Origin of the sequence: Mycobacterium sp. 852002-40037_SCH5390672 (genome assembly GCF_001665875.1) — a bacterium.
Lineage (GTDB): Bacteria > Actinomycetota > Actinomycetes > Mycobacteriales > Mycobacteriaceae > Mycobacterium.
On the sequence record NZ_LZTA01000040.1, the window covers coordinates 13,923 to 38,727 of the forward strand.

General features: G+C 66.7%; 23 protein-coding genes and 1 riboswitch. Of the genes, 12 read left to right on the forward strand and 11 right to left on the reverse strand.

Annotated features, from left to right (window positions below):
- Positions 1-128: 128 nt before the first annotated feature.
- Positions 129-746, forward strand: coding sequence for a carboxymuconolactone decarboxylase family protein (locus tag A5782_RS07105; RefSeq protein ID WP_067097123.1), 618 nt, complete (start codon positions 129-131; stop codon positions 744-746).
- Here A5782_RS07105 and A5782_RS07110 read toward each other — a convergent pair.
- Complete coding sequence (locus A5782_RS07110) at positions 718-1,644, reverse strand: sigma-70 family RNA polymerase sigma factor (protein WP_067097126.1); 927 nt, start codon at positions 1,642-1,644, stop codon at positions 718-720. The two genes, A5782_RS07105 and A5782_RS07110, sit on opposite strands and share 29 nt — an antisense overlap.
- A gap of 88 nt (positions 1,645-1,732) precedes the next feature.
- On the opposite strand from A5782_RS07110, the gene A5782_RS07115 reads away from it, so the two are divergent.
- A complete protein-coding gene (locus A5782_RS07115) occupies positions 1,733-3,064 on the forward strand; it encodes an aspartate aminotransferase family protein (protein ID WP_067097129.1) in 1,332 nt (443 codons plus the stop codon).
- Here A5782_RS07115 and A5782_RS07120 read toward each other — a convergent pair.
- Positions 3,061-3,219, reverse strand: a complete 159-nt coding sequence (locus tag A5782_RS07120; RefSeq protein ID WP_231986614.1) for a hypothetical protein — start codon at positions 3,217-3,219, stop codon at positions 3,061-3,063. The genes A5782_RS07115 and A5782_RS07120 overlap by 4 nt on opposite strands.
- 409 nt (positions 3,220-3,628) lie before the next feature.
- On the opposite strand from A5782_RS07120, the gene A5782_RS07125 reads away from it, so the two are divergent.
- From A5782_RS07125 to nagA, 3 genes are read left to right on the forward strand one after another with little or no spacing between them, the layout of a single operon-like run.
- A complete protein-coding gene (locus tag A5782_RS07125; protein WP_369815596.1) occupies positions 3,629-4,798 on the forward strand; it encodes a D-alanyl-D-alanine carboxypeptidase family protein in 1,170 nt (389 codons plus the stop codon).
- Positions 4,799-4,803: 5 nt separating this feature from the next.
- Complete coding sequence (locus tag A5782_RS07130) at positions 4,804-6,156, forward strand: sugar porter family MFS transporter (RefSeq protein WP_067097135.1); 1,353 nt, start codon at positions 4,804-4,806, stop codon at positions 6,154-6,156.
- Entirely contained in the window at positions 6,147-7,259 is a 1,113-nt protein-coding gene (gene nagA / locus A5782_RS07135) for an N-acetylglucosamine-6-phosphate deacetylase (RefSeq protein ID WP_067097138.1), read from the forward strand. Before A5782_RS07130 ends, nagA begins: the two co-directional genes overlap by 10 nt.
- Here the strand turns inward: nagA and yhjD are convergent.
- Positions 7,256-8,284 carry an inner membrane protein YhjD gene (yhjD, locus tag A5782_RS07140; RefSeq protein WP_067097140.1) on the reverse strand — a complete coding sequence of 343 codons (1,029 nt, stop codon included), beginning with the start codon at positions 8,282-8,284 and terminating at the stop codon, positions 7,256-7,258. The two genes, nagA and yhjD, sit on opposite strands and share 4 nt — an antisense overlap.
- A 25-nt stretch (positions 8,285-8,309) precedes the next feature.
- Entirely contained in the window at positions 8,310-9,329 is a 1,020-nt protein-coding gene (trpS, locus tag A5782_RS07145) for a tryptophan--tRNA ligase (protein WP_067097143.1), read from the reverse strand.
- A 146-nt stretch (positions 9,330-9,475) separates the two neighbouring features.
- Between trpS and A5782_RS07150 the strand changes: the two genes are divergently transcribed.
- Positions 9,476-10,285 carry an alpha/beta fold hydrolase gene (locus A5782_RS07150; protein WP_067097187.1) on the forward strand — a complete coding sequence of 270 codons (810 nt, stop codon included), beginning with the start codon at positions 9,476-9,478 and terminating at the stop codon, positions 10,283-10,285.
- Here the strand turns inward: A5782_RS07150 and A5782_RS07155 are convergent.
- Together A5782_RS07155 and A5782_RS07160 are read right to left on the reverse strand one after the other, a co-directional pair.
- A complete protein-coding gene (locus tag A5782_RS07155; protein ID WP_067097146.1) occupies positions 10,278-11,507 on the reverse strand; it encodes an NADP-dependent isocitrate dehydrogenase in 1,230 nt (409 codons plus the stop codon). The genes A5782_RS07150 and A5782_RS07155 overlap by 8 nt on opposite strands.
- 27 nt (positions 11,508-11,534) lie before the next feature.
- Positions 11,535-13,769: an NADP-dependent isocitrate dehydrogenase gene (locus A5782_RS07160; protein WP_067097149.1), complete on the reverse strand. Its 2,235-nt coding sequence runs from the start codon at positions 13,767-13,769 to the stop codon at positions 11,535-11,537.
- Between the two features lie 151 nt (positions 13,770-13,920).
- A riboswitch (SAM riboswitch) is annotated at positions 13,921-14,043 on the forward strand.
- A gap of 129 nt (positions 14,044-14,172) precedes the next feature.
- Here A5782_RS07160 and A5782_RS07165 point away from each other — a divergent pair.
- The 3 genes from A5782_RS07165 to A5782_RS07175 are packed head-to-tail and all read left to right on the forward strand — an operon-like array spanning position 14,173 to position 17,477.
- The gene (locus A5782_RS07165; protein ID WP_369815594.1) at positions 14,173-15,588 is read left to right on the forward strand and encodes a bifunctional o-acetylhomoserine/o-acetylserine sulfhydrylase; all 1,416 of its coding nucleotides are present in this window, start codon (positions 14,173-14,175) and stop codon (positions 15,586-15,588) included.
- Between the two features lie 11 nt (positions 15,589-15,599).
- Positions 15,600-16,742 (forward strand): homoserine O-acetyltransferase, encoded by a 1,143-nt coding sequence (locus A5782_RS07170; protein ID WP_067097152.1) that lies wholly within the window; start codon positions 15,600-15,602, stop codon positions 16,740-16,742.
- A 3-nt stretch (positions 16,743-16,745) separates the two neighbouring features.
- Complete coding sequence (locus tag A5782_RS07175; protein ID WP_067097155.1) at positions 16,746-17,477, forward strand: class I SAM-dependent methyltransferase; 732 nt, start codon at positions 16,746-16,748, stop codon at positions 17,475-17,477.
- Here A5782_RS07175 and A5782_RS07180 read toward each other — a convergent pair.
- The 3 genes from A5782_RS07180 to A5782_RS07190 all read right to left on the reverse strand — a co-directional run bounded on the left by A5782_RS07180 (position 17,438) and on the right by A5782_RS07190 (position 21,088).
- A complete protein-coding gene (locus A5782_RS07180) occupies positions 17,438-18,046 on the reverse strand; it encodes an SET domain-containing protein (protein ID WP_156623835.1) in 609 nt (202 codons plus the stop codon). The genes A5782_RS07175 and A5782_RS07180 overlap by 40 nt on opposite strands.
- A 22-nt stretch (positions 18,047-18,068) precedes the next feature.
- A complete protein-coding gene (locus A5782_RS07185; protein WP_067097161.1) occupies positions 18,069-19,433 on the reverse strand; it encodes an HNH endonuclease signature motif containing protein in 1,365 nt (454 codons plus the stop codon).
- 194 nt (positions 19,434-19,627) lie between these two features.
- Complete coding sequence (locus A5782_RS07190; protein ID WP_067097164.1) at positions 19,628-21,088, reverse strand: FAD-binding oxidoreductase; 1,461 nt, start codon at positions 21,086-21,088, stop codon at positions 19,628-19,630.
- Between the two features lie 259 nt (positions 21,089-21,347).
- On the opposite strand from A5782_RS07190, the gene A5782_RS07195 reads away from it, so the two are divergent.
- Complete coding sequence (locus tag A5782_RS07195; RefSeq protein ID WP_197694140.1) at positions 21,348-21,884, forward strand: DUF732 domain-containing protein; 537 nt, start codon at positions 21,348-21,350, stop codon at positions 21,882-21,884.
- Positions 21,885-21,889: 5 nt separating this feature from the next.
- Here A5782_RS07195 and A5782_RS07200 read toward each other — a convergent pair whose 3' ends face one another.
- Entirely contained in the window at positions 21,890-22,171 is a 282-nt protein-coding gene (locus tag A5782_RS07200; protein WP_067097169.1) for a DUF3017 domain-containing protein, read from the reverse strand.
- The gene (locus A5782_RS07205; RefSeq protein ID WP_067097193.1) at positions 22,168-23,013 is read right to left on the reverse strand and encodes a bifunctional methylenetetrahydrofolate dehydrogenase/methenyltetrahydrofolate cyclohydrolase; all 846 of its coding nucleotides are present in this window, start codon (positions 23,011-23,013) and stop codon (positions 22,168-22,170) included. Before A5782_RS07205 ends, A5782_RS07200 begins: the two co-directional genes overlap by 4 nt.
- 138 nt (positions 23,014-23,151) lie before the next feature.
- Between A5782_RS07205 and A5782_RS07210 the strand changes: the two genes are divergently transcribed.
- Positions 23,152-24,357, forward strand: a complete 1,206-nt coding sequence (locus A5782_RS07210) for an NADH:flavin oxidoreductase (RefSeq protein WP_067097172.1) — start codon at positions 23,152-23,154, stop codon at positions 24,355-24,357.
- Between the two features lie 30 nt (positions 24,358-24,387).
- Positions 24,388-24,805 (forward strand): FHA domain-containing protein (locus A5782_RS07215; protein ID WP_369815595.1); only part of this gene is annotated, 418 nt, incomplete at its 3' end.

Consider the following 24,805-nt stretch of genomic DNA (forward strand, 5'->3'; position numbering starts at 1 on the left):
CCTGCCGTGCCGGTTGGCGCGGCAAGGGTGAGAGACGGGTACCCGGACCTTTTAACGGGAAACACCTGCCCACGACGATCGGATGCACTGGCCGTCACACATCGCGGGCGTGCCTCGTCTGAGGAGGTATGACACAGAAAACCCGCATCGAACCCCTGCCACCCAACCGCACCGGATTGCTGACCCGGGCCATGTACCGCATCGCCAAGCGACGCTACGGCCAAGTTCCCGAACCCTTCACCGTCGCCGCACACCACCGCGGGCTGATGATGGCCGGCGCCATACACGAGACCATGCTGGACCGGGCATCGAAAGCACTGCCGGTCAGCGTGCGGGAGCTCGCGGTGTTCTGGACCGCCCGCACGGTCGGCTGCTCGTGGTGCGTCGACTTCGGGTCCATGCTGCAACGCCTGGACGGACTGGACGTCCAGCGCCTCAAGGAGATCGACGACTACGCCAACGCGGCGGCATTCACCGACGACGAGCGCGCCGCCATCGCCTACGCCGACGCGATGACCACCGATCCGCACGCCGTCACCGACGAGCAGGTCGCCGATCTGCGGGCCCGCTTCGGCGACGACGGGGTGATCGAGCTGACCTATCAGATCGGGGTGGAGAACATGCGGGCGCGGATGAACACCGCGCTGGGCATCACCGAGCAGGGCTTCAATTCCGGTGACGCATGCCGGGTTCCCTGGGCCGGCCAGTCAACCGAGCTCAACGAGCGCGCAGCGGGGAGCCGGTGAATTTGTCGGGGTTGGCGACATCCCATAGGGCGCAAACCTTTCCGTCGCGCACCGTCGCGGCCATGATCCGCGGCATCATCTCGCGGTATCCGTCACTGGCGGGGCAGCCGGGTGTGTAGCCGCCCAGCTCGCCGTTGACCAGACCCAGCTGATACGAGGTGAACATCGCCGGGCCGTAGCGCTGCGCCAGGCCGAAGAAGAATCGGGCCACCTTGTCCGCACCCTGGATGACGTTGATCGCGGTGGGCGCTTTGCCATTCGCGTCGCCGGTCAGGATCACGTCGGGATGCAGCAGCGCCACCACGGCTTGCAGATCACCGGATGCCATGGCGGCCAGCAACTTCCCGACCACCTCGTTGTGCGCCGGATCGGGTTTGGGCGCGGCTTCGGCCGAGACGGCCTTGCGGGCCCGGGAGGCGAGCTGCCGGGCCGCGGCCTCGTTGGTGCCCAGCACCTGCGCCACCTCCGCGAACGGCACGGCGAACCCGTCGTGCAGCACGAAAGCGACACGCTGATCGGGCGACAACCGCTCCAGCACCACCATCGCCGCGAACCGCGCGTCCTCCCCGGCCACCACCGCGGACAGCGGATCGGCTTCGGGTGCGGGCGGCCCGAACCCTGTGACCACCGGCTCGGGCAGCCAGTTGCCGGTGTAGGTCTCGCGACGATGCGCGGCCGAGCGCAGCCTGTCCAGACCCAGCCTGCTCACCACCGTGGTCAGCCAGGCCCGCAGGTCGGCGATCTCTGTTCGGTTTTTGGGGTCCTGCCGATGCCAGCGCAGCCAGGCGTCCTGGACGATGTCCTCGGCATCGGCCACCGTGCCCGTCAGGCGGTAGGCGACCGCCATGAGATGTGGCCGTAGCGACTCGAACTCGCTGACCTGCTGCGCTGAGGCCATGTCGACGAGCCTAGCGCGGCGACGCCGAGCGCCGAACGGCGCGAGGGAGCAGCCGGGCCATCGAACCTAGCGTTAGGCTCCACACGACATGACAGATCACCTCTGGCTGCATTTCGCCCGGCACGGCCCGGACATCACGCCGCCGATCATCACCCGCGGCGAGGGCGTCACCATCTTCGACGACCGCGGCAGGAGCTATCTCGACGGCCTGTCCGGACTGTTCACCGTGCAGGTCGGCCACGGCCGCACCGAACTCGCCGAGGTCGCCGCCCGGCAGGCGAGCACGCTGGCGTTCTTCCCGCTGTGGGGCTACGCCACTCCCCCCGCGATCGAGCTCGCCGAACGGCTCGCCGGCCACGCCCCGGGCGACCTTAACCGCGTCTTCTTCACCACCGGCGGCACCGAGGCCGTCGAGACCGCGTGGAAACTGGCCAAGCAGTACTTCAAGCTGACCGGCAAACCCGGTAAGCACAAGGTGATTTCGCGATCAATCGCCTACCACGGCACCACGCAGGGCGCACTGGCGATCACCGGGTTGCCGAAATACAAGGCGCCGTTCGAGCCGGTGACACCCGGCGGCTTCCGGGTGCCCAACACGAATTTTTATCGCGCGCCGGAACCTTTCACGACCGACCCGAAGGCCTTCGGGCGCTGGGCCGCCGACCGGGTCGCCGAGGCCATTGAGTTCGAAGGTCCCGACACCGTGGCCGCGGTGTTCCTGGAGCCGGTGCAGAACGCGGGTGGCAGTATCCCGGCTCCCCCAGACTATTTCGAGCGGGTGCGCCAGATCTGCGACGAATACGACGTGTTGCTGGTCTCCGACGAGGTGATCTGCGCGTTCGGCCGGATCGGGTCGATGTTCGCCTGTGACGACTTCGGCTACGTGCCCGACATGATCACCTGCGCCAAGGGGATGACGTCGGGCTACTCGCCGATCGGCGCCATGATCGCCAGTGAGCGGTTGTTCGAACCGTTCAACGATGGCGCCACGATGTTCCCACATGGCTATACCTTTGGCGGACATCCGGTTTCGGCCGCTGTCGGGCTGGCCAACCTCGACATCTTCGAGCGCGAGGGTCTGTGCGACCACGTCAGAAGCCACGCGCCCGCGTTCCGCGCCACCCTGGAAAAGCTCTACGACCTGCCCATCGTCGGCGACGTGCGCGGCGAGGGCTTTTTCTACGGCGTGGAACTGGTCAAGGACAAGGCGACCAAGCAGACCTTCAGCGACGAAGAGCGCCGGCCGCTGCTTGCCCGGGTGGGTTCAGCGCTCTTCGAGGCGGGGTTGTATTGCCGCACCGACGACCGCGGCGATTCCGTCATTCGGCTGGCGCCGCCGCTGATCAGTGGCAAGGCCGAATTCGACACCATCGAGGCGGCGCTGCGCAGTGTGCTGCACGAGGAGTCGCGGCGGCTCTAGCCCGCGGGCACCCGCCTGACCGCGTCGGCGGCCATCACCACCTCTCGGGCGTGCGCGGGATTCGGGGTGCGCCCGAACCGCAAAACGGCGTTGCACAGCCAGGCGAGCGCCGATCGCAGCTCCAAATCGGTTGTGGCGTCACGGTGCAGCTTCAACTCCGCCAGCACCTGGTCTAGCCCGGAACGCCGTACCTGCGTGGCCTTTTCGACCTGCTTGAGCAGATCGTTCAGCGCTCGCGGGCCGGCACCGGGCGAAGTGCCCGCACCGCCACGATTCCGCCGCCAGGCGGACCAAAACCGATCGCGTGAAATGGCAAACCCTCTGGGATCCGGTGCGGCTGGTTGCGTTCGGGCTGACCGCGTGCCCAGCGTAACGCGGGTTCGCCCGCGCCGCTCAGTAACTTCCGTCTCACCAGTCACAGCGCGGCTCCGCGGATTCGGGCCGTCGATCGCTTACTGTGCACAGACGATGACCCTGTTACGTTCCGCATCATGCCTGGCTGCGGCGCTTTTCCTGATGGCCGCCCCGGTCGCGTTGACAACCCCGGCGACATTGCCGCTGGGGATGCCGCTCGCGAACGCCGAACCCGGCGCCGAACCCAATGCCGCGCCGGCCAACTGCCCGTACAAGGTGAACACCCCGGCCGCGGTGGATTCATCGGAGGCTCCCACCGCCGGCGACCCGCCGATCCCGCTGGCGGTGCCCGCCAAGCCGGTGGGCGGGGACGCGCTGGGCAGCTGCGGCATTGTCGCCGCGCCGAATACACCGGCACTGCCGAACGACGTCTCCGCCGACGCCTGGCTGGTGGCGGACCTGGACAGCGGCGCGGTCATCGCGGCCAAGGACCCCCACGGACGGCACCGCCCGGCCAGCATCATCAAGGTGCTGGTCGCGATGGCCTCCATCAACGCCCTCAACCTGAACAAGTCGGTTCCCGGAACCGCCGACGACGCCGCCGCCGAGGGCACCAAGGTAGGCGTCGAGGAGGGTGGCGTGTTCACCGTCAACCAGTTGCTGCACGGGTTGCTGATGCACTCCGGCAACGACGCCGCCCACGCGCTGGCCATGCAGCTGGGCGGCATGCAGCAGGCGCTGGAGAAGATCAACGTGCTCTCCGCCAAGCTGGGCGGTCAGGACACCCGGGTGGCGTCGCCGTCGGGCCTGGACGCGCCGGGCATGAGCACCTCGGCCTACGACATCGGGCTGTTCTACCGCTACGCGTGGCAGAACCCGACGTTCGCCGACATCGTCGCCACGCGGACCTTCAACTTCCCCGGCCACGGCGACCACCCGGGCTACGAGCTGGAGAACGACAACCAGCTGCTCTACAAATATCCCGGCGCTCTGGGCGGCAAGACCGGCTACACCGACGACGCGGGCCAGACGTTCGTGGGTGCGGCCAATCACGACGGGCGACGATTGGTGGCGGTGCTGCTGCACGGAACGCGCCAGCCGATCGCGCCGTGGGAACAGGCCGCGCACCTGCTGGACTACGGCTTCTCCACCCCGCAGGGCACGCAGGTCGGCTCGCTGATCGCACCGGACCCGTCCCTGGCGCCCGCCAAGCGCGACACCGCCGCCGACCCGCTCGCCAATAACGCTGCTGGCGCCGGGATCATCGGTTCGGCGGACGCCATCCCGATCCGGGTGGGTGTGGCGGTGATCGGCGCCGTCGTCGTGTTCGGGCTGATCATGATGGCACGCTCGATGAACCGACGACCGCAACACCGCTGAACGCCGTGGCATCCGGATCGCGGCGCGGACTGCTGGTCGGGCTGACCGCCGCCAGCGTGGGCGTCATCTACGGTTACGACCTGTCCATCATCGCCGGGGCGCAGTTGTTCGTCACCGAGGACTTCGGATTGTCCACGCGCCAACAGGAACTGCTGACGACGATGGTGGTGATCGGCCAGATCGTCGGGGCGCTGGGCGCGGGCGTGCTGGCCAACGTGATCGGGCGAAAAAGATCGGTGGTGCTGATCCTGTTCGCCTACGCGGCCTTCGCGCTGCTGGCCGCGTTCTCGGTGTCGCTGCCGATGCTGTTGACGGCGCGGCTGCTGTTGGGTCTGACCATCGGCGTGACGGTGGTGGTGATTCCGGTCTACGTGGCCGAATCGGCTCCGACGGCGGTGCGCGGTTCGCTGCTGACGGCCTATCAACTGGCGATCGTCAGCGGGCTCATCGTGGGCTATCTGACCGGTTACGCGCTGGCCGGCAGCCACAGCTGGCGATGGATGCTGGGGCTGGCCTGCGTGCCCGCATTGTTGTTGCTGCCGTCGGTGATTCGGTTGCCGGACACGGCGCGGTGGTACGTGCTGAAGGGCCGGATGGACGACGCCCGGCGGGCACTGCTGCGGGTGGAACCCAGCGCGCGCGTCGACGACGAGCTGGCCGAGATCGGCCGCGCGCTGGGCGAAGCCTCGTCCGGCGCCAAGGGCGGCTTTTCCGAGATGCTGCGGCCCCCGTACTTGCGGGCCACGGTCTTCGTGGTCGTTCTCGGCTTTTTGATCCAGATCACCGGCATCAACGCGATCATCTATTACAGCCCCCGCATCTTCCAGGCGATGGGCTTCACCGGGAATTTCGCGCTGCTGGGGCTGCCGGCACTGCTTCAGGTCGCCGGGTTGGCGGCCGTCGGTGCGGCGCTGCTGCTGGTGGACCGGGTGGGCCGGCGGCCAATCCTGTTGTGGGGCACCGCCATGATGATCGGCGCCGATCTCGTGCTGATGGCCGTGTTCGGCCAGGGCTTTGGTGGCGCGATTACCGGGTTCGCCGGGATCCTTTTGTTCATCATCGGCTACACCATGGGCTTCGGTTCCCTGGGCTGGGTGTACGCCAGCGAAAGCTTTCCGTCCCGGCTACGCTCGATCGGGTCGAGCACCATGTTGACCTCCAACCTGGTGGCTAACGCCATCATCGCCGCCGTCTTCCTGAGCCTGCTCCATTCCCTGGGCGGCGCAGGAACTTTCGCGTTGTTCGCGTCGCTGGCGGTGGTCTCGTTCGTTTTCGTTTACCGGTATGCGCCGGAGACCAAGGGCCGCCAGCTCGAGGACATTCGCCACTTCTGGGAAAACGGCGGCCGATGGTCGTGATCGCCGCGGGCACCATGGTCCTCGACGGTGAAATCTGCCGCCCGGGCTGGCTTGCGACCTCCGGCGGACGCATCACGGACTGCGCGCCCGGCCCACCGCCCCGGCCGGCCGACCGGGACTTCCCCGATTGCCTTGTAGTGCCCGGCTTTATCGACATGCACGTGCACGGCGGTGGTGGCGCTTCCTACACCGACACCGACGGCATCGTCGACGCCGCCGCGTTTCATCTGCGCCATGGCACCACCACCACGCTGGCCAGCCTGGTGACCGCCGCGCCGTCCGAACTGCTCGGCGGGGTGCGGGCGCTCGCCGAGGCCACCGCGCGGGGCACCGTCGCGGGCATCCACCTCGAAGGGCCGTGGCTGAGCCGGGCACATTGCGGAGCCCACGACCGCACCCGGATGCGCGATCCGGATGCGGCAGAGATCGACGCGGTGCTGGGCGCGGGCGGTGACACCATCCGGATGGTGACGCTGGCACCCGAGCTGCCCGGGGCCGACGCGGCAATCCGGCGTTTCGTGGACGCGGGAGTCGTTGTGGCGGTGGGGCATACCGATGCGAGCTACGAGCAGACCAAGCACGCCATCGCGCTGGGCGCCACGGTCGGCACGCATCTGTTCAACGCGATGCCGCCGCTGCACCATCGCGCGCCCGGCCCGGCGCTGGCCCTGCTGCGCGACCCAGCGGTGACCGTGGAGCTCATCGCCGACGGCGTGCACCTGCACCCCGACGTGGTGCGGACGGTGATCGCGGCCGCCGGAGCGGACCGGGTCGCCATGGTCACCGACGCGATCGCCGCGGCCGGGCGTGCCGACGGCGCGTTTCGGCTCGGCGCGGTGCGGATCGACGTCGTCTCCGGTGTCGCACGGGTGCACGCGACCTCGACGATCGCGGGCAGCACCACCACCATGGATCGGCTCTTTCGCACCGCGGAAGCCGATGCGGGACTCGCCGCCGCCGTGCAGACGACGGCCACGACGCCGGCGCGGGCCCTAGGGCTCGAGCGGGTGGGCGCTTTACGCACCGGCTACGACGCCAATCTTGTTGTGCTGGAACCCGATCGACAGGTCAGCGCCGTGATGGTCCGGGGCGACTGGCGCTAACGCAGCCACCGGGGGAGGCGGGAAAGCGCCAGCGCCCCAACGGCTCCCAAAGCCATCGCCGTCAGCGTCTGGCGGGTGTTGAGGCCTTCATCCATCTGCACGCGCGGGGCGATGATCGCCGGCGCCGGAGGGGCCACGGGTTGATCGCGCGGATCGGTGAATGCCGTCGCCGCCCATGCGGTGCAGAACAGGACGAGATAGGCGGTGACGTATGCGAACACCATCAAGCCCAGCACCGGCCCGAAGGCGGCGCCCGCCGGACTGCGCAACACCGTCTTGAGATAGATGGACGCCACCTGTTTGAACACCTCGAAGCCGATCGCCGCGATCAGCCCCGCCCGCATCGAATCGAGGAGGCTGACCTTTTCGCGGGGCAGGCGGGCGATCATCCAGGTGAACAGCAGCCACGACACCAGTGTCGCGATCAGAATCGAGAACAGCCAGAAGAGCCAGTCGAACACCGCAAATTGCGGTATGCCAAGCCATTTCAGTAGCGCGCCCATGGGCGAGGCATGGCCGAAGGTGGTCAGCGCGACGGTGACCACGATCACGGCGAACGTACCCACCATCGCCAGCAGATCGGACAACTTGTTGCGCAGGAAGCCCGGCGACTCGATGTGGCGATCCCACCACATCTCGGTCAACGCCTGGCGCAGATGCGATATCCAGCCCAGGCCCGCCCACACCGCGGTGACCAAACCGATGACACCGACCGAGGTTCGGGCGTCTATGGCCGAGTTCATCAACTCCTGCAGCTGATTTCCCAGCGCGCCGGACACCTGGGAACGGATGTGGTGGTCGATGGTGCTCAACAGCTGCGGCCGTCGCGCCAGCACGAACCCGAAGACCGCGAAACCGACCATGAGCAAAGGAAACAACGCGAAAATCGTGTAATAGGTGAGGCCGGCCGCGAAGAACCCGCCGTTGCGCTCGTCGAAGCGCTGGAAGGCGCGGATGACATGATCGATCCACCCGTATCGGGTCCGCAGGCGATCGAAAATGCCCGGCTTGGCCGGCTCGCTCATCGCACGACTCCAATGAGAAGCGGTTCTAGCTCCGTTGTGGAAGGAACCCAAGCCGATCGTAAACCCGCTGGACGGTTTTCCCGGCCACATCGTGCGCCTTTTCCGCTCCGGCCGCGAGCACGGCCTCCAATTCGGCGAAATCGGCGGTCAGTTCGTCGACTCGGGCCTTGATCGGGGCGACGAATTCGACGACCGCCTCGGCGGTGTCCTTCTTCAAATCGCCGTAACCCCTTCCGGCATAGCCGGCCACGAGCGTGTCGATCCCGACACCGGTGACCGCGGACTGGATGCTCAGCAGGTTGGAGACGCCCGGCTTGGCCTCGGTGTCGAAACGGATCTCGCGTTCGCTGTCGGTCACCGCCGAGCGAATCTTCTTGGCCGACACCGCCGGTTCGTCGAGCAGGTTGATCAGTCCGGCATCGGTGGCCGCCGACTTGCTCATCTTCGACGTCGGGTCTTGTAGGTCGTAGATCTTGGCGGTGGCCTTGGGAATGAGCAAGTCCGGGACCACGAACGTCTCCGGGAAGCGGCTGTTGAACCGCTCGGCGATGTCGCGCGCCAACTCCAGATGCTGACGCTGGTCCTCACCCACCGGCACCAGGTCGGTGTCGTAGGCCAGCACGTCGGCGGCCTGCAGCACCGGATAGGTGAACAAACCCACGGTGGTGGAGTCGGCGCCCTGGCGCAGCGACTTGTCCTTGAACTGCGTCATCCGCGACGCCTGTCCGAAGCCGGTGAAGCAGCCCAGCACCCAGGCCAACTGGGTGTGGGCAGGCACGTGGCTTTGCACGAACACGGTGCTGCGGGCCGGGTCGATGCCCAGCGCCAGATACTGGGCGGCGGTGATCAAGGTGCGGCGGCGCAGCGCCTCGGGATCCTGGGCGATGGTGATGGCATGCAGGTCGACCACGCAGAAGAACGCGTCATGGTCGTCCTGCAGCGCGACCCACTGCGTGACGGCGCCCAGCGCGTTACCAAGATGAAGCGAATCGGAGGTGGGCTGCACGCCGGAGAAAATCCGGCTGGATCCGGTAGCGGTGCTCATGATGCACCGATCTTTTCACGCGCGGCCGACGCAACCGCACGGACCGGCATCCCCGCAACCCCATGTTGCGGTACCGGCGGTACCGCATTTAATGTCGGGTTATGACGACTCGTTCGCCGATCCACCTTGGTTCCGGAGAACCGGTGCTGATGCTGCACGGGTTCCTGATGTCCCAGACGGTGTGGGATCCCGTCGCGCCGAGGCTGGCCGACACCGGCCGCTTCGAGGTCTTCGCGCCCACCATGGCCGGGCACAACGGCGGCCCGTACGCGGGTACCTGGCTGCTGAGCTCGTCGGTGCTGGCCGATCATGTCGAGCGTCAGCTCGACCAGCTCGGCTGGGAAACCGCCCACATGGTGGGCAACTCCCTGGGCGGCTGGGTCGCCTTCGAACTGGAGCGGCGCGGACGCGCGCGCAGCGTGACCGGCATTGGCGCCGCGGGCGGATGGACCCGGTGGAGCCCGGTGAAATTCGAGGTCATCAGCAAGTTCATCGCGGGCATGCCCGTCCTGGCGCTGGCCCGGCTGTTCGGCCAGCGCACCCTGCAGCTGCCGCTGAGCCGCCGGCTGGCCACCCTGCCGCTGAGCTCAACGCCGGACGGGGTCAGCGAGGCCCAACTGTGCGGCGTCGTCGACGACGCCGCGCACTGTCCGGCCTATTTTCAGCTGCTGGTCAAGTCGTTGCTGCAGCCCGGGCTGCTCGAGCTGGCGCAGACGGCGGTGCCGGTCCAGCTGGTGCTGTGCGAGAAGGACCGGGTGGTGCCGCCGCGGCGGTTCAGCCGGCATTTCACCGACTACCTGCCCGAGGGAACGAAGATCACCGAGCTCGACGGCGTCGGGCACGTGCCGATGTTCGAGGCGCCCGACCGCGTCACCGCGGCGATCGCCGACTTCATCGATGAGTGCGGCGCCGAGGCCGAGCGGCATTCGGGCCGGCACCGGCCACCGGCTAGCTAGCGAGCCGTTTTTCCAGGTTCTCGGCGATCGAGTTGAGGAATTCCTCGCTCTGCTGCCACTTCTGGTCGGGGCCGATCAGGATGGCCAGGTCCTTGGTCATCTTCCCGCTCTCGACGGTGGAGACCACCACGTTCTCCAGGGTCTGCGCGAACTCGGTGACCTCGGGGGTGTTGTCCAGGTTGCCGCGGTGGGCGAGTCCGCGCGTCCAGGCGAAGATCGAGGCGATCGGGTTGGTTGAGGTCGGCTTGCCGGCCTGATACTGGCGGAAGTGCCGGGTGACGGTGCCGTGCGCGGCTTCGGCCTCGACCGTCTTGCCGTCGGCGGTCATCAGCACCGACGTCATCAGCCCCAGTGAGCCGTAGCCCTGCGCGACGAGGTCGGACTGGACGTCGCCGTCGTAGTTCTTGCAGGCCCACACGTAGCCGCCCTCCCACTTCAGGCAGGCCGCAACCATGTCGTCGATCAGCCGGTGCTCGTAGGTCAGTCCCTCGGCCTCGAACTGGTCTTTGAACTCCTCGTCGTAGACGCGCTGGAACTCGTCTTTGAACATGCCGTCGTAGGCCTTGAGGATGGTGTTCTTGGTGGACAAATACACCGGCCACTTGGCGTTCAGCCCGTACTTCAACGAGGCGCGGGCGAAGTCCCGGATGGAGTCCTTGAAGTTGTACATCCCCATCACGACGCCGCCGTCGTCGGGAATGGACACCACCTCGTGCACCATCGGCTCGCTGCCGTCGGTGGGGGTGAAAGTGATGGTGACGGTTCCGGGTTTGTCGACGGTGAAGTTGGTCGACCGGTACTGATCGCCGAAGGCGTGGCGGCCGATGACGATCGGCTTGGTCCATCCCGGAACCAGTCGCGGCACGTTCGAGATCACGATGGGCTCACGGAAGATGGTGCCGCCCAAGATGTTGCGGATCGTCCCGTTCGGCGAGAGCCACATCTTCTTGAGGTTGAACTCCTGGACGCGGGCCTCGTCGGGGGTGATGGTCGCGCACTTGACACCCACGCCGTGCTTCTTGATGGCGTAGGCCGCGTCGATGGTCACCTGATCGTCGGTGCGATCCCGGTGCTCGATGCCCAGGTCGTAGTAGTCCAGATCGATGTCGAGGTGCGGCAGGATCAGCATGTCCTTGATGAATTTCCAAATGACGCGGGTCATTTCGTCACCGTCGAGCTCTACGACGCGGCCTTTGACCTTGATCTTGGCTTCGCCTGCCATGTCGAGTCCGGCTTCCTGCTGGCGGCCCTAGCCTGTCGAAGCCGCTAGCGCCTCGTTGAACGTCTTGCTCGGCCGCATGATCGCCGTCGTCTTCTCGGTGTCCGGCTGGTAGTAGCCGCCGATGTCGACCGCTTCGCCCTGCGCTTCTGCCAGTTCGGACACGATGGCCTCTTCGTTTTCGGCCAACGAGTCGGCCAGTGCGGCGAAGTGCTCGCGCAACTCGTCGTCGTCGGATTGCGCGAGTTCGCGCGCCCAGTAAAGCGCCAGGTAGAACTGGCTGCCGCGGTTGTCGAGTTCACCGGTCTTGCGCGACGGGCTCTTGTTGTTCTCCAGCAGCTTGCCGATGGCGGCGTCCAGCGTCTTGCCCAGAATCTTGGCACGGCCGTTGTCGGTCTTGACTCCAACGTCTTCGAAACACGCTCCGAGAGCGAGGAATTCACCCAGGGAATCCCAGCGCAGATGGTTCTCCTCGACCAGCTGGTGGACGTGCTTGGGTGCCGAACCGCCCGCCCCGGTTTCATACATCCCGCCGCCGGACATCAACGGCACGATGGACAGCATCTTGGCGCTGGTGCCCAGCTCCAGGATCGGGAAGAGGTCGGTGAGGTAGTCGCGCAGGATGTTTCCGGTCGCGGCGATGGTGTCCTGCCCGCGCATCGCGCGCTCCAGCGTGTACCTCATGGCCCACACCTGCGGCATGATCTGTATCTCCAGGCCCTCGGTGTCGTGATCCTTCAGGTACGCCTTGACCTTCTTGCGCAGCTCGACCTCGTGCGGCCGTTCGGTGTCCAGCCAGAACACCACCGTCATGCCGGAGTTTCGCGCGCGGGTGACGGCCAGCTTGACCCAGTCGCGGATCGCTTCATCGGTGACGATGGGCATGCGCCAGATGTCGCCCTCCTCGACGTTCTGGGTCAGCAGGACTTCCCCGGTTTCCAGGTCGACGATGTTGGCGACCCCGTCCTCGGGGATCTCGAATGTCTTGTCGTGCGAGCCGTACTCCTCGGCCTGCTGCGCCATCAGGCCGACGTTGGGGACCGTGCCCATGGTCCTCGGATCGAACTGCCCGTGGGTTTTACAGAAGTTGATGATCTCTTGGTAGATACGGGAAAAGGTGGACTCGGGGTTGACGGCCTTGGTGTCCTTCTGCCGCCCGTCGGCTCCCCACATCTTGCCGCCCGCGCGGATCATCGCCGGCATCGACGCATCCACGATCACGTCGCTGGGCGAATGGAAGTTGGTGATGCCCTTGGCCGAATCGACCATGGCCAACTCGGGGCGGTGTTCGTGGCAGGCGTGCAGGTCGCGGATGATCTCCTCGTGCTGCGACGCGGGCAGCGACTCGATCTTGTTGTAAAGGTCGACCAACCCGTTGTTGACGTCGACGCCGAGCTCGTCGAACAGCTCCCCGTGCTTGGCGAAGGCGTCCTTGTAAAAGATCTTCACCGCGTGGCCGAAGACGATGGGGTGCGACACCTTCATCATCGTCGCCTTGACGTGTAGCGAGAACATCACGCCGGTCTCGTAGGCGTCCTGCATCTGCTCCTCGTAGAAGTCAACGAGGGCTTTCTTGCTCATGAACATGGAATCGATGACGTCGCCCTCGCGCAGCTCGACCTTGGGCTTGAGCTCAAGGGTCGCACCGCTCTTGGTCTCGAGCACCATCTTCACGTCGCGCGCGCGGTCCAGCGTCATCGACTTCTCACCGTGGTAGAAGTCGCCGTGCCGCATGGTCGCGACGTGAGTGCGCGAGGCCGGCGACCAGTCCGCCATGCTGTGCGGGTGCTTGCGGGCGTACTCCTTGACGGCCTTGGGCGCCCGCCGGTCCGAATTGCCCTGCCGCAGTACCGGGTTGACCGCGCTGCCAAGGCATTTGGCGTAGCGTGCACGGATTTGCTTGTCCTCGTCCGTCTTTGGACTCTGCGGAAAGTCCGGAATCTTGTATCCCTTGCCCTGCAGTTCCTTGACGGCGGAGATCAGCTGGGGGACCGAGGCGCTGATGTTCGGCAGCTTGATGATGTTGGTGTCGGCGAGCTCCGTCAGCCGGCCCAGTTCGCCCAGATTGTCGGGCACCCGCTGCTCTTCGGTCAGGTGCTCGGGGAACTCGGCCAGGATCCGGGCGGCCACGGAGATGTCGCTGGTCTTGATCTCGATGCCCGCCGGTTCAGCGAAGGCGCGCACGATCGGCAGAAACGCGTAGGTCGCCAGCCGCGGCGCTTCGTCGGTCAGTGTGTAGATGACGGTCGGTTGTTCGGCGCTCACGGTCCCTCTCCCGGCGTCAATGATGGGTTGAAAATTTTGGGGGCTCAGCGTTCTGACTGCCACGGTATCAAGGGTGTTTGGACAGGTGTCGACCTGCACGCGCACCGCCGGGGTTAGCACTGAGTCGGCACAGTAAGATAGTCTTCGTATTGGTCATGAGCGCCAGCATCAAGCCCCGGCTTGCTGGCCGGCAACCCTCCAACCGCGGTGGGGTGCCCCGGGTGATGACCAGGTTGAGTAGCCACAGACACCGGCTATCCGGCAAGCGCGGGTCCGCCATGACGGGCCCCTGAGTAGACAGGGAAACGTGATGTGCATTCTCCCGGCCCATTCGCGCTCGATCGTGCGTCGCTGTTAAACCGCCGCGCCGGTTGACGCCTCATGCCGGCGTTCCGGCTGCCCGATGCAGATCCCCCTACCAGCAGAAAGCAACCCCGTGACCTCCGACAACGCCGATCACGAAGCCCCTCACGACACCGATCCGACCGCGCACTGGTCGTTCGAGACCAAGCAGGTGCACGCCGGCCAGCATCCGGACCCGGCAACCAACGCCCGCGCCCTGCCGATCTACCAGACCACGTCGTACACCTTCGACGACACCACGCACGCCGCGGCCCTGTTCGGGCTGGAAGTGCCGGGCAACATCTACACCCGGATCGGCAACCCGACCACCGATGTCGTCGAGCAGCGCGTCGCCGCGCTCGAGGGCGGGGTGGCAGCGCTGTTCCTGAGCTCGGGACAGGCTGCCGAGACTTTCGCCATCTTGAACCTGGCCTGTGCCGGAGATCACATCGTCTCGAGCCCGCGCCTCTACGGCGGGACGTACAACCTGCTGCACTACTCGCTGGCCAAGCTCGGCATCGAGGTCACCTTCGTGGAGGATCCCGACGACCTGGATTCGTGGCAGGCCGCGGTCCGGCCGAACACCAAGGCGTTCTTCGCCGAGACCATCTCCAACCCGCAGATCGACATCCTCGACATCCCGGGAGTCGCGGGGGTGGCGCACGCCAACGGCGTCCCGCTGATCGTCGACAACACCATCGCCACGCCGTACCTGATTCAGCCGTTCAAGCACGGCGCCGACATCGTCGTGCACTCGGCCACCAAGTACCTCGGCGGACACGGCTCGGCGATCGCCGGGGTCATCGTCGACGGTGGCACCTTCGACTGGACGCAGGGCCGCTTCCCGGGATTCACCACGCCCGACCCGAGCTATCACGGCGTGGTGTTCGCCGAGCTCGGTCCGCCCGCCTACGCGCTCAAGGCGCGCGTGCAGTTGCTGCGCGACCTCGGGTCGGCCGCATCGCCGTTCAACGCGTTCCTGGTCGCCCAGGGCATCGAGACGCTGAGCCTGCGCATGGAACGCCACGTCGCCAACGCGCAGCGGGTGGCCGAGTACCTGGCCGGCCACGAGGGCGTGCTGTCGGTGAACTACGCGGGCTTGCCCGACTCGCCCTGGCATGAGCGGGCAAAGAAGCTGGCGCCCAAGGGAACCGGCGCGGTGCTGGCCTTCGAACTGGCCGGCGGTGTCGAGGCCGGCAAGGCGTTCGTGAACGCGCTGAAGCTGCACAGCCACGTCGCCAACATCGGCGACGTGCGCTCGCTGGTGATCCACCCGGCGTCCACGACGCACGCCCAGCTGAGCCCGCAGGAGCAGCTGAGCACCGGGGTCAGCCCCGGCCTGGTACGCCTGGCCGTCGGCATCGAGGGCATCGACGACATCATCGCCGACCTGGAGCTGGGCTTCGCCGCGGCAACCAAATTCGGTGCGACCGCGGGGGCGTCCGGCACCGATCCGCAAGCCGTGGCGGCGTTTTAAGGCGCCCGGCCATGACGATCTCCGACGTCCCGACCCAAACGCTGCCCGACGAAGGCGAGATCGGCTTCGTCCACATCGGCCCGCTGACCACCGAGGGCGGCGCGGTCATCGACGACGTGCACATCGCCATCCAGCGCTGGGGCGAGTTGTCGCCGACGCGGGACAACGTGGTGGTGGTGCTGCACGCACTGACCGGTGACTCGCACATCACCGGGCCCGCCGGACCCGGACACCCCACCGGCGGCTGGTGGGACGAGATGGTGGGGCCGGGCGCACCGATCGACACGAACCGCTGGTGCGCGCTGGCCACCAATGTCCTGGGCGGTTGCCGTGGGTCCACCGGGCCCAGCTCGCGGACCCGGGACGGAAAGCCTTGGGGCTCAAGGTTCCCCCGCATTTCGATCCGCGACCAGGTTGAGGCCGATATCGCCGCGCTGACCGCGCTGGGGATCGAACGGGTGGCCGCGGTAGTCGGTGGATCCATGGGTGGCGCAAGGGCTTTGGAGTGGATCGTCGGTCATCCGAGCCGGGTCCGGGCCGGGCTGCTGCTGGCGGTCGGCGCGCGCGCCACCGCCGATCAGATCGGCACCCAGTCCACGCAGATCGCGTCGATCAAGGCGGACCCGAACTGGCAGGGCGGCGACTACCACGACACCGGGCGCGCCCCCGATACCGGCCTGGCGATCGCGCGCCGCTTCGCGCATTTGACCTATCGCGGTGAAGTCGAGCTCGACACCCGGTTCGGCAACGACGGGCAGAACGACGAGGATCCGAACAACGGTGGCCGCTACGCGGTGCAGAGCTATCTGGAATATCAGGGCGACAAGCTGTTGGAGCGCTTCGACGCGGGCAGCTACGTGGTGTTGACCGAGGCGCTGAACAGTCACGACGTCGGCCGTGGCCGCGGCGGGGTGCGTAAGGCGTTGGGTAGCTGCCCGGTTCCGGTGGTGGTCGGCGGCATCACCTCCGACCGGCTGTACCCGCTGCGCCTGCAGCATGAGCTGGCCGAACAGCTGCCCGGCTGCACCGATCTGCAGGTGGTGGACTCCCTGTGCGGGCACGACGGTTTCCTGGTGGAATCCGATGCCGTCGGCGAATTGATCCGTAAGACACTGGTGTTGGCCGACTCGGACAACAGGGAAGGCGTGTCGTAACGCATGACCCGCTCGCGGCACGACCGCTCCCTATCGTTCGGCTCGGCGGCCGCAGCTTATGAGCGTGGGCGTCCCTCCTATCCCCCGGAAGCGATCGACTGGTTGTTGCCGGTCGGTGCCCGCCAGGTGCTCGACCTCGGTGCGGGCACCGGCAAGCTGACCACCCGGCTGGTGGAACGCGGCCTGGACGTGGTGGCCGTCGACCCGATACCGGACATGCTGGAGGTGTTGCGCACCTCGCTGCCGGAGACCCGGGCGCTGCTGGGCACCGCGGAAGAGATTCCGTTGGAAGACAACAGCGTCGACGCGGTGCTGGTGGCACAGGCCTGGCATTGGGTGGACCCGCAGCGCGCGCTGCCCGAAGTGGCCCGGGTGCTGCGGCCCGGCGGGAGGCTGGGTCTGGTGTGGAACACCCGCGACGAACGGCTCGGCTGGGTACGCGAACTCGGCCAGATCATCGGCAGCGACGGCGACGGCCGCACCCACGTGATGTTGCCCGAGCCGTTCACCGACCTGGCGCATCATCAGGTTGAGTGGACGAGTTACCTTACGCCGCAAGCGTTGATCGACCTCGTCGCGTCCCGCAGCTACTGCATCACCTCGCCGACCGAGGTCCGCACCCGCACGCTCGACCAGGTGCGCGAATTGCTGGCCACCCATCCGGCGCTGGCGAATTCGACGGGCCTGGCGCTGCCCTATGTCACCATGTGCACCCGGGCGACGCTGGCCGGCTGACGGGTAGGCTCTGTATCGCAACGGATATCTATTTGGTGGGCGCCGAACATTTCACTGATCTTGCGTTGGACATACCACGCAAAATATCCGCGGTACTTGCGTTGCAGATCATCGCGCCGCCAGTCTTGCCCATCGATGACTCGCCGGCACGAACCAGTGTTACAGCGACAGGTCATTCGGCTGTTGGAAGTATCGAACATCGCATAGTCGGTAGTGAGTTCTTCGCCCGCGCTCACATCGCGCATGGCGACCAAGACGATATTGCCGGCGAATCCGACGTTGGGCTCGCAAGAGTGGTTGATAAATAACATGACCGGTTCGTATTCCTCGGCGCGCACCGCCGCCAGGTGTAGCCCGTCGGCGATCTGAATCTCGGAGTTAGGTAAAGGATCGGGCAAATCCTCCAGTTGCCTCGTCGTCAGGATGTGGCCTCCCTTGACGGCGACGGTCTCACCGACATCAATTCGTACGGTAGCGAACAGCCCCCGTCCCGAAATGCCGCTGCTGACGCCTTTGCTCGCTTTGGGGCTGATCCACGATGAAATCATGTGCGCAAGCTTGTTTCCCACGCAACCCAACTGTCAAGGCGACTTACCACTCGTCATCCTCGTCGCCGTCGCGCAGCAGCTTCTCGGGGTGATGAAAGGTGTTGGTCCTGGGCTGTCCGTGGTCGAGGTGCGGAGGCGGGATCCATTCGGTGTGGCCACGGGCGTTGGTGCGGGTGGTCCAGCCGTTTTCGGCAAGTCTGTTATCCGGGCCGCAGGCGAGGGTGAGGTCGTTGATGTCGGTGCGGCGGGTGGCCGCCCATCCCTGGACGTGGTGGACTTGGCTGTGGTAGCCCGGTGCGTCACAGCCGGGCTTTGTGCATCCACGATCCTTGGCGTACAACATGATTCGCTGTGCGGGGGAAGCCAGCCGCTTCGTGTGATACAGCGCCAGCGACCTGCCCTTGTCGAAAATCGCCAGGTAATGGTGCGCGTGGCCGGCCCAGCGAATCACATCCGACATGGGCACCAGGGTGCCGCCAGCGGTGAGTCCTTTGCCGGTCGCTGCCTCCAGATCCTGCAAGGTGGTGGTCACGACGATCGACACGGGCAGCCCGTTGTGTTGGCCCAGCTTGCCGGAGGCGAACAGGCCGCGCAGTCCGGCGAGGAATCCGTCATGGTTGCGCTGGGCCTGCGACCGGCTGTCGCGCCGCACCGCATCCTCATCGGGTGTCGTATCGACCACCGGTGCCTCGTCCGCGGGATTGCACGCACCGGGCGCGGCCAGCTTGGCCAACATGGCCTCGATGGCGGCCCGCAATTCCGGGGTCACCAGCCCGGTGATGCGCGACATGCCGTCGAATTCCTGCCTGCCCAGGGTGATCGCGCGCTTGCGGGCCCGCTCCGCGTCGCTGAATTCCCCATCAGGGTTGAGCCAGTCCATCACCCGCTGGGCGTATTTGGCCAGCTCCTCGGGACGATACCCACCGGCCTTGTCGGCCAGGTCGGCTTCGGCGGCTTGCCGGGTCGATATGTCCACCTCGGCGGGCAGGTGGGCGAAGAAGCCGCGGATCACCTTCACGTGCCCATCACCGATCAACCCCGCCCGTTGGCCGGCCGCGGTCGCGCTCAACTGCGGCGCCAACGGCTCCCCGGTCAGCGCCCGGCGTTCACCCAAATCCTCGGCCTCGGCGATGCGACGGCCGGACTCAGCCTTGGTGATACGCAAGCGGCCCGCCAACGCCGAGCGCAGTTTGCCGCCCAACTCTTCGGCACCAGCCTGCGCGTCGAGCTGGTTGATCAACGCATGCTCGGGTGCGCGCAGCCGGCGCGCCACACGCTCCAAGCGCTCCAAGGCCCGCAACCGCTCCGGGGTAGTGAACACGTCAAACGACAACCCGCACAGGCGGTCCACGTCATCATCGAGCGCGGCGAAGACCTCCACGATCTCCTCACGACAGCTCGAACTCATACCTAGAACTTACGAGCACCCACCGACAAGAATGCTTGCGCTGTTACCGCTGAACCACAGTGACACAAGTTATTTCGTCGACGACTTCGCGGGACGCGGTGCATGCTCGAATAGTTCCACGAAGTTGCCGGACAAATCCTGCGGCAGGACTTGTTGTCCGCCTGGACCACTGAGGACAGATCCGCTTGAACACGTCAAAAATCCAGGCCCGAGAACATCAACCGGTTGGGGTCGTACTTCTGCCGGACGGTGGTCAGCCGCGACAGGTTCGAGCCGTAATAACGCGCCGCCGCGGTATTGGCCTCCAGGTAGTTGACGTAGCCGCCGACCGAGAACTGTTGTACCGCTTGGTGTGCGGTGCCCAGCCAGGTGTTGGCGGCGGCGACCTGGTTACTGGCCGGCTCGACATACCACTGCACCACCGCCGACTGGTTGCGCCACGGAAAGGCGGTGTCACCCGGGGCCACGTCGGCCACCGCGCCCCCCAGCGGATCGACCAGAACCGAGGCCTGCCCCGCCCCGGAGGCCGGCCACTGTCCGGCCGCGGTCGCAATGGCATGGGCCGCAGCGGAAGTCATCGGACCGATCACATCGGATCCGGCGGCGAAGGCGCGCGCCGGGCTGGTCGCGCTGCCGCCGGCCAGATAGGTGACCAGATCCATGTGGCTCAGTGTCTTGTTCGTAACGGCGGTGGGCGCCAGCCCGACCGCCGTTTTGAGGGCGTCGACCACGCCGGAGCCGGTACCGGCGGGAGATGTCGCCAACACATGGCAATTCGCCTGCGCCGAACCGACCGACAGGTCGACCATTCCCCAGGCGTTCCGGTCGGCGCCCGCCAGCCACGACTGCCAACCGGTGAGCACCTGCACCGCCGACGACGGCGGGAAGTCGAGCCGGACCAGGTCGCTGTCCGTGGTGGCGAACGTCGCGAAGGTCATCGAGGTCGTCACGCCGAAATTGCCGCCGCCGCCACCGCGCAGCGCCCAGAACAGATCCGGGTTGTCGTTGGCCGACGCGGTGACCACGTCGCCGCTGGGCAACACCACGGTCGCGGATTGCAGTGCATCACAGGTGAGCCCGTCACGCCGGGCGTCGGCGCCCACCCCGCCGCCCAGCGCGAGGCCTGCCATGCCGACGGTGGGGCAGGTGCCGGTGGGGACCGCGCGGCCCGCACCGGCCAGGGCTTGCTGTACCGCATAAACATTGGTCGCCGGGGTCACGGTGACGTTGTTGCCGTCGAAGTTCGCCCCACCGGGCAGGCCGCGCAGATCGAGCACCATGGCGCCGTTGGCGCTGGACGCACCGACATACGAATGTCCACCGCCGCGCGGCGCGATCTTCAGGTTGTTCGCTTTCGCGAACGCGACCGCCTTCTGCACGTCGGCTTGCGACGAAACCCGCACTACCGCAGCGGGATTCGAGCTATTGTAGAACGAGTTGAAAACCTGCTTGCCGGTGGAGAATTGGGCGCCGCTGGCCGGCAAAAGCACACTGCCGCCGATCGACGAAGCCAGGCCGCCCCAGCCGGCGGCGGGGTCCGCAGCCGCCGGGGCGGTGCCGAACACCGCTCCCGTCGCCAACATTCCGACGGCGCCGCGAAGAAACGTCTGACGCGAGATCTCATGGTTGGGCGGACGGCTGCGATTGGTCGTCATGGGGCGGATTCTGGTTCATTTGGCTCTCGGAAATCCGGTGCCGCCACCCGTGTTCACATCACAGTGTGGCGTCGATCCGCCGACCGGCCTTGCGCAATCGGGCTGCGTAATAACCGACGTCGCGGCCACCGCGACCTCACGAAACGCTTATTGTGCGAACCTTTACCCCACCGTGTCGCAAACGTGACAGTCATAGATCAGAGTTCGTAGGCGTGATTCGAGTGCCTCAGGCGCACTCCATGGCGGACGGGGAGGCTGCGTGAAGGCAGTTGCACGAACTCATCAATGGATCTGGATTTTGCGCCATCAACCGCTGAGCATCCGGCTGCTGGCCGCGGCCGCCGGCCTGCTCACCGTGGCCTCGGCCTTCGCGGCGCCGGCCGGAGCGGATGGCAACGGTGACGACTTCATCGACGCGCTCAACCATGCCGGCATCGACTTCGGCGAGCCCGGAAACGCGATGTCGGTCGGCGAGTCGATCTGTCCGATGCTTTCGCAGCCCGGTGGCAATTTCGCCGCGGCCGCGTCCAGCGTCGCCGGCCGGGGCATGTCACCCACGATGGCCCGCATATTCACCACGATCGCGATCCAGACGTACTGCCCCCAGGAGATGGCAAACATCACCAGCGGCAACCTGTCCGGCGCCATGCCGCAGGTGCCGGGGATGCCCGGACAACTGCCCGGAATGGCGGGCCAGATACCGGGCATGCCGGGCCAGATACCGGGGATGACGGGCCAGATACCGGGCATGGCCGGGCAACTCCCCGGACAAGTTCCGGCGCTGCCGAGGGTCTAGCGGCTCTAGCGGGTGCCCAGGGGGTCGATGGTCCACGCGATATAGAACATCGCCGCCGCGACCGCCGCGGTGGTCATGAAATCGATGCCCTTGGCGCGCACCACCAAAAGGCCTGCCCGGTCCTCGGATAACGCCAATCGCAGCAGTGCGGCCACGCCGACACCGATACCGATCAACAGCGAACCGCGACGCCAGAAGTTCGCCCCCACTAAGGCCAGCGCCGTAGCAAAAATCAGGCCCACCAACAGAATTGGCCATTGGGCCCGCAGCACGGTCCGCGCGGTCATTCCCGCTCGGCCAGCTCGACGACATTGGTCAGCAGGAACGCACGGGTCAGCGGGCCCGCGCCGCCGGGGTTCGGTGACACGTGGCCGGCAACATCCCACACGTCGGGATGCACATCGCCAACGAGCTTGCCGTCCAACCGGCTGACGCCGACGTCGAGCACCGCCGCGCCCGGACGCACCATGTCGGCGGTCAGCAGGTGGGGCACCCCGACGGCGGCGACGATGATGTCGGCCTGCCTGGTCAGCGCCGGTAGGTCGCGGGTTCCGGTGTGGCACAACGTCACTGTGGCGTTCTCGGAGCGACGTGTCAGCAACAGCCCCAGCGGGCGACCGACCGTGACTCCTCGGCCGATGACGACCACGTGCGCCCCGGCGATCTCGACGTCGTAGCGGCGCAACAGGTGCACGATGCCGCGCGGGGTGCACGGCAACGGGGCGGGGTTGTTGAGCACCAGCCGGCCCAGGTTCGTCGGGTGCAGTCCGTCGGCGTCTTTGTTCGGGTCGACCCGCTCCAGCGCCGCGTTCTCGTCCAGATGCTTGGGCAGTGGCAACTGCACGATGTAACCGGTGCAGTCGGGGTTGGCGTTGAGTTCGTCGATGGTCTCGTCGAGCGTGGCGGTGCTGATGTCGGCGGGCAGGTCGCGGCGGATCGAGGTGATGCCGACCTTGGCGCAGTCGGCGTGCTTGCCCCGCACGTATGCCTGGGAACCGGGGTCATCGCCCACCAGGATGGTGCCCAATCCGGGGGTTCGGCCCGACGCGGTCAACGCGGCCACCCGCTGTTTGAGGTCGACGAAGATCTCGTCGCGGGTGGCCTTGCCGTCCAGCGTGATTGCTCCCACGCTGACAGTCTGGCAGATATCGATGATGGCGACCCGCCACGCCCGGCTTCGCCGCGCTTGCGATCGCCACGGTGCCCGATGATGGCGACCCGCCACGCCCGGCTTCGCCGCGCTTGCGATCGCCATTAGGCTCCCGGTATGTCTACCCCGCCGGACGTGTTCAGCCCCGCGAAGCTCGGTCCGATCACGCTGCGTAACCGCACCATCAAGTCCGCCACCTTCGAGGCGCGCACACCCGAGGCGCTGGTGACCGACGACCTCATCGAATACCACCGGCAGCCGGCCGCCGGCGGGGTCGGCATGACGACCGTCGCCTACTGCGCCGTCTCCCCCGGCGGCCGCACCGAGGGCAACGGGATCTGGATGCGTCCGGAGGCCGTGCCCGGATTCCGCCGGCTCACCGACGCGATCCACGCCGAGGGTGCGGCGGTCAGCGCGCAGATCGGTCACGCCGGCCCGGTGGCCAACGCCAAGTCCAACAAGGCGAAGGCCCTGGCTCCGGTCCGGTTCTTCAACCCGATCGGAATGCGGTTCGCCAAGAAGGCGACCCGCGAGGACATCGACGAGGTCATCGCCGGGCATGCCAACGCCGCCCGCCTGGCCATCGAAGCCGGCTTCGATGCCGTCGAAATCCATCTGGGCCACAACTACTTGGCGAGTTCGTTTCTGTCCCCCCTGATCAATCGCCGCGACGACGAGTTCGGCGGATCGCTGCAGAACCGGGCCAAGGTCGCCCGCGGCATGGTGATGGCCGTCCGGCGTGCGGTGGAAAAGGAGGGCACACCCATCGCGGTGACCGCCAAACTGAACATGGCCGACGGCGTTCGCGGCGGCATCAGCACGGAGGAATCGCTGATGACCGCCGCGTGGTTGGAGTCCGACGGCGGGCTGGACGCCATCGAACTCACCGCGGGCAGCTCACTGGTCAATCCGATGTACCTGTTCCGCGGCGACGCGCCACTCAAGGAGTTCGCCGGGGCGTTCAAGCCGCCGCTGCGCTGGGGCATGCGCATGACGGGCAAGAAGTTCCTGCGCGAATACCCCTACCGCGAGGCCTATCTCCTGCGCGACGCCAAGCTGTTCCGCAACGAGTTGAAGATGCCGTTGATCCTGCTCGGCGGCATCACCAACCGGGAGACGATGGACCTGGCGATGGCGGAGGGATTCGAATTCGTCGCGATGGCCCGCGCACTGCTGGCCGAGCCGGATCTGATCAACCGGATCGCCGCTGATGGCGGCCAGCACCGGGTCCATTCGGCGTGTACGCACTGCAATCAGTGCATGCCCACGATTTACACGCGAACGCACTGCGTCGTCACCGGCGCACCTGACGCCCACCGCTAAAACACAGGGCTGCAAGCTACAGTTGTGGCGATGTCAGCACCAGCCCCGCCAGCGCTAACCGTCCACCACGAAGGATCGGAACGCACCTTCGCAGCGGGCCACGATGTAGTAGTCGGGCGCGATCTGCGAGCGGACATGCGTATCACCCACCCGCTCATTTCGCGTGCCCACCTGCTGCTGCGTTTCGATCAGGGCAAGTGGCTGGCCATCGACAACGGTTCGCTCAACGGAACTTTCGTCAACGGCCGGCGGGTGCCGGTGGTCGAGATCCACGACGGGCAGACCCTCAACATCGGAAACCCTGACGGACCGCTGCTGACGTTCGACGTCGGCCGCCACCAAGGCATGGCCGGGCGTCCACCCAAAACCGAATCGATGAACATCCCGATGGCGGTTCCGCCGCAGGCCACGGCGTGGTCGGCGCAGCCGGCTCCGCCCGCCCCGGCCC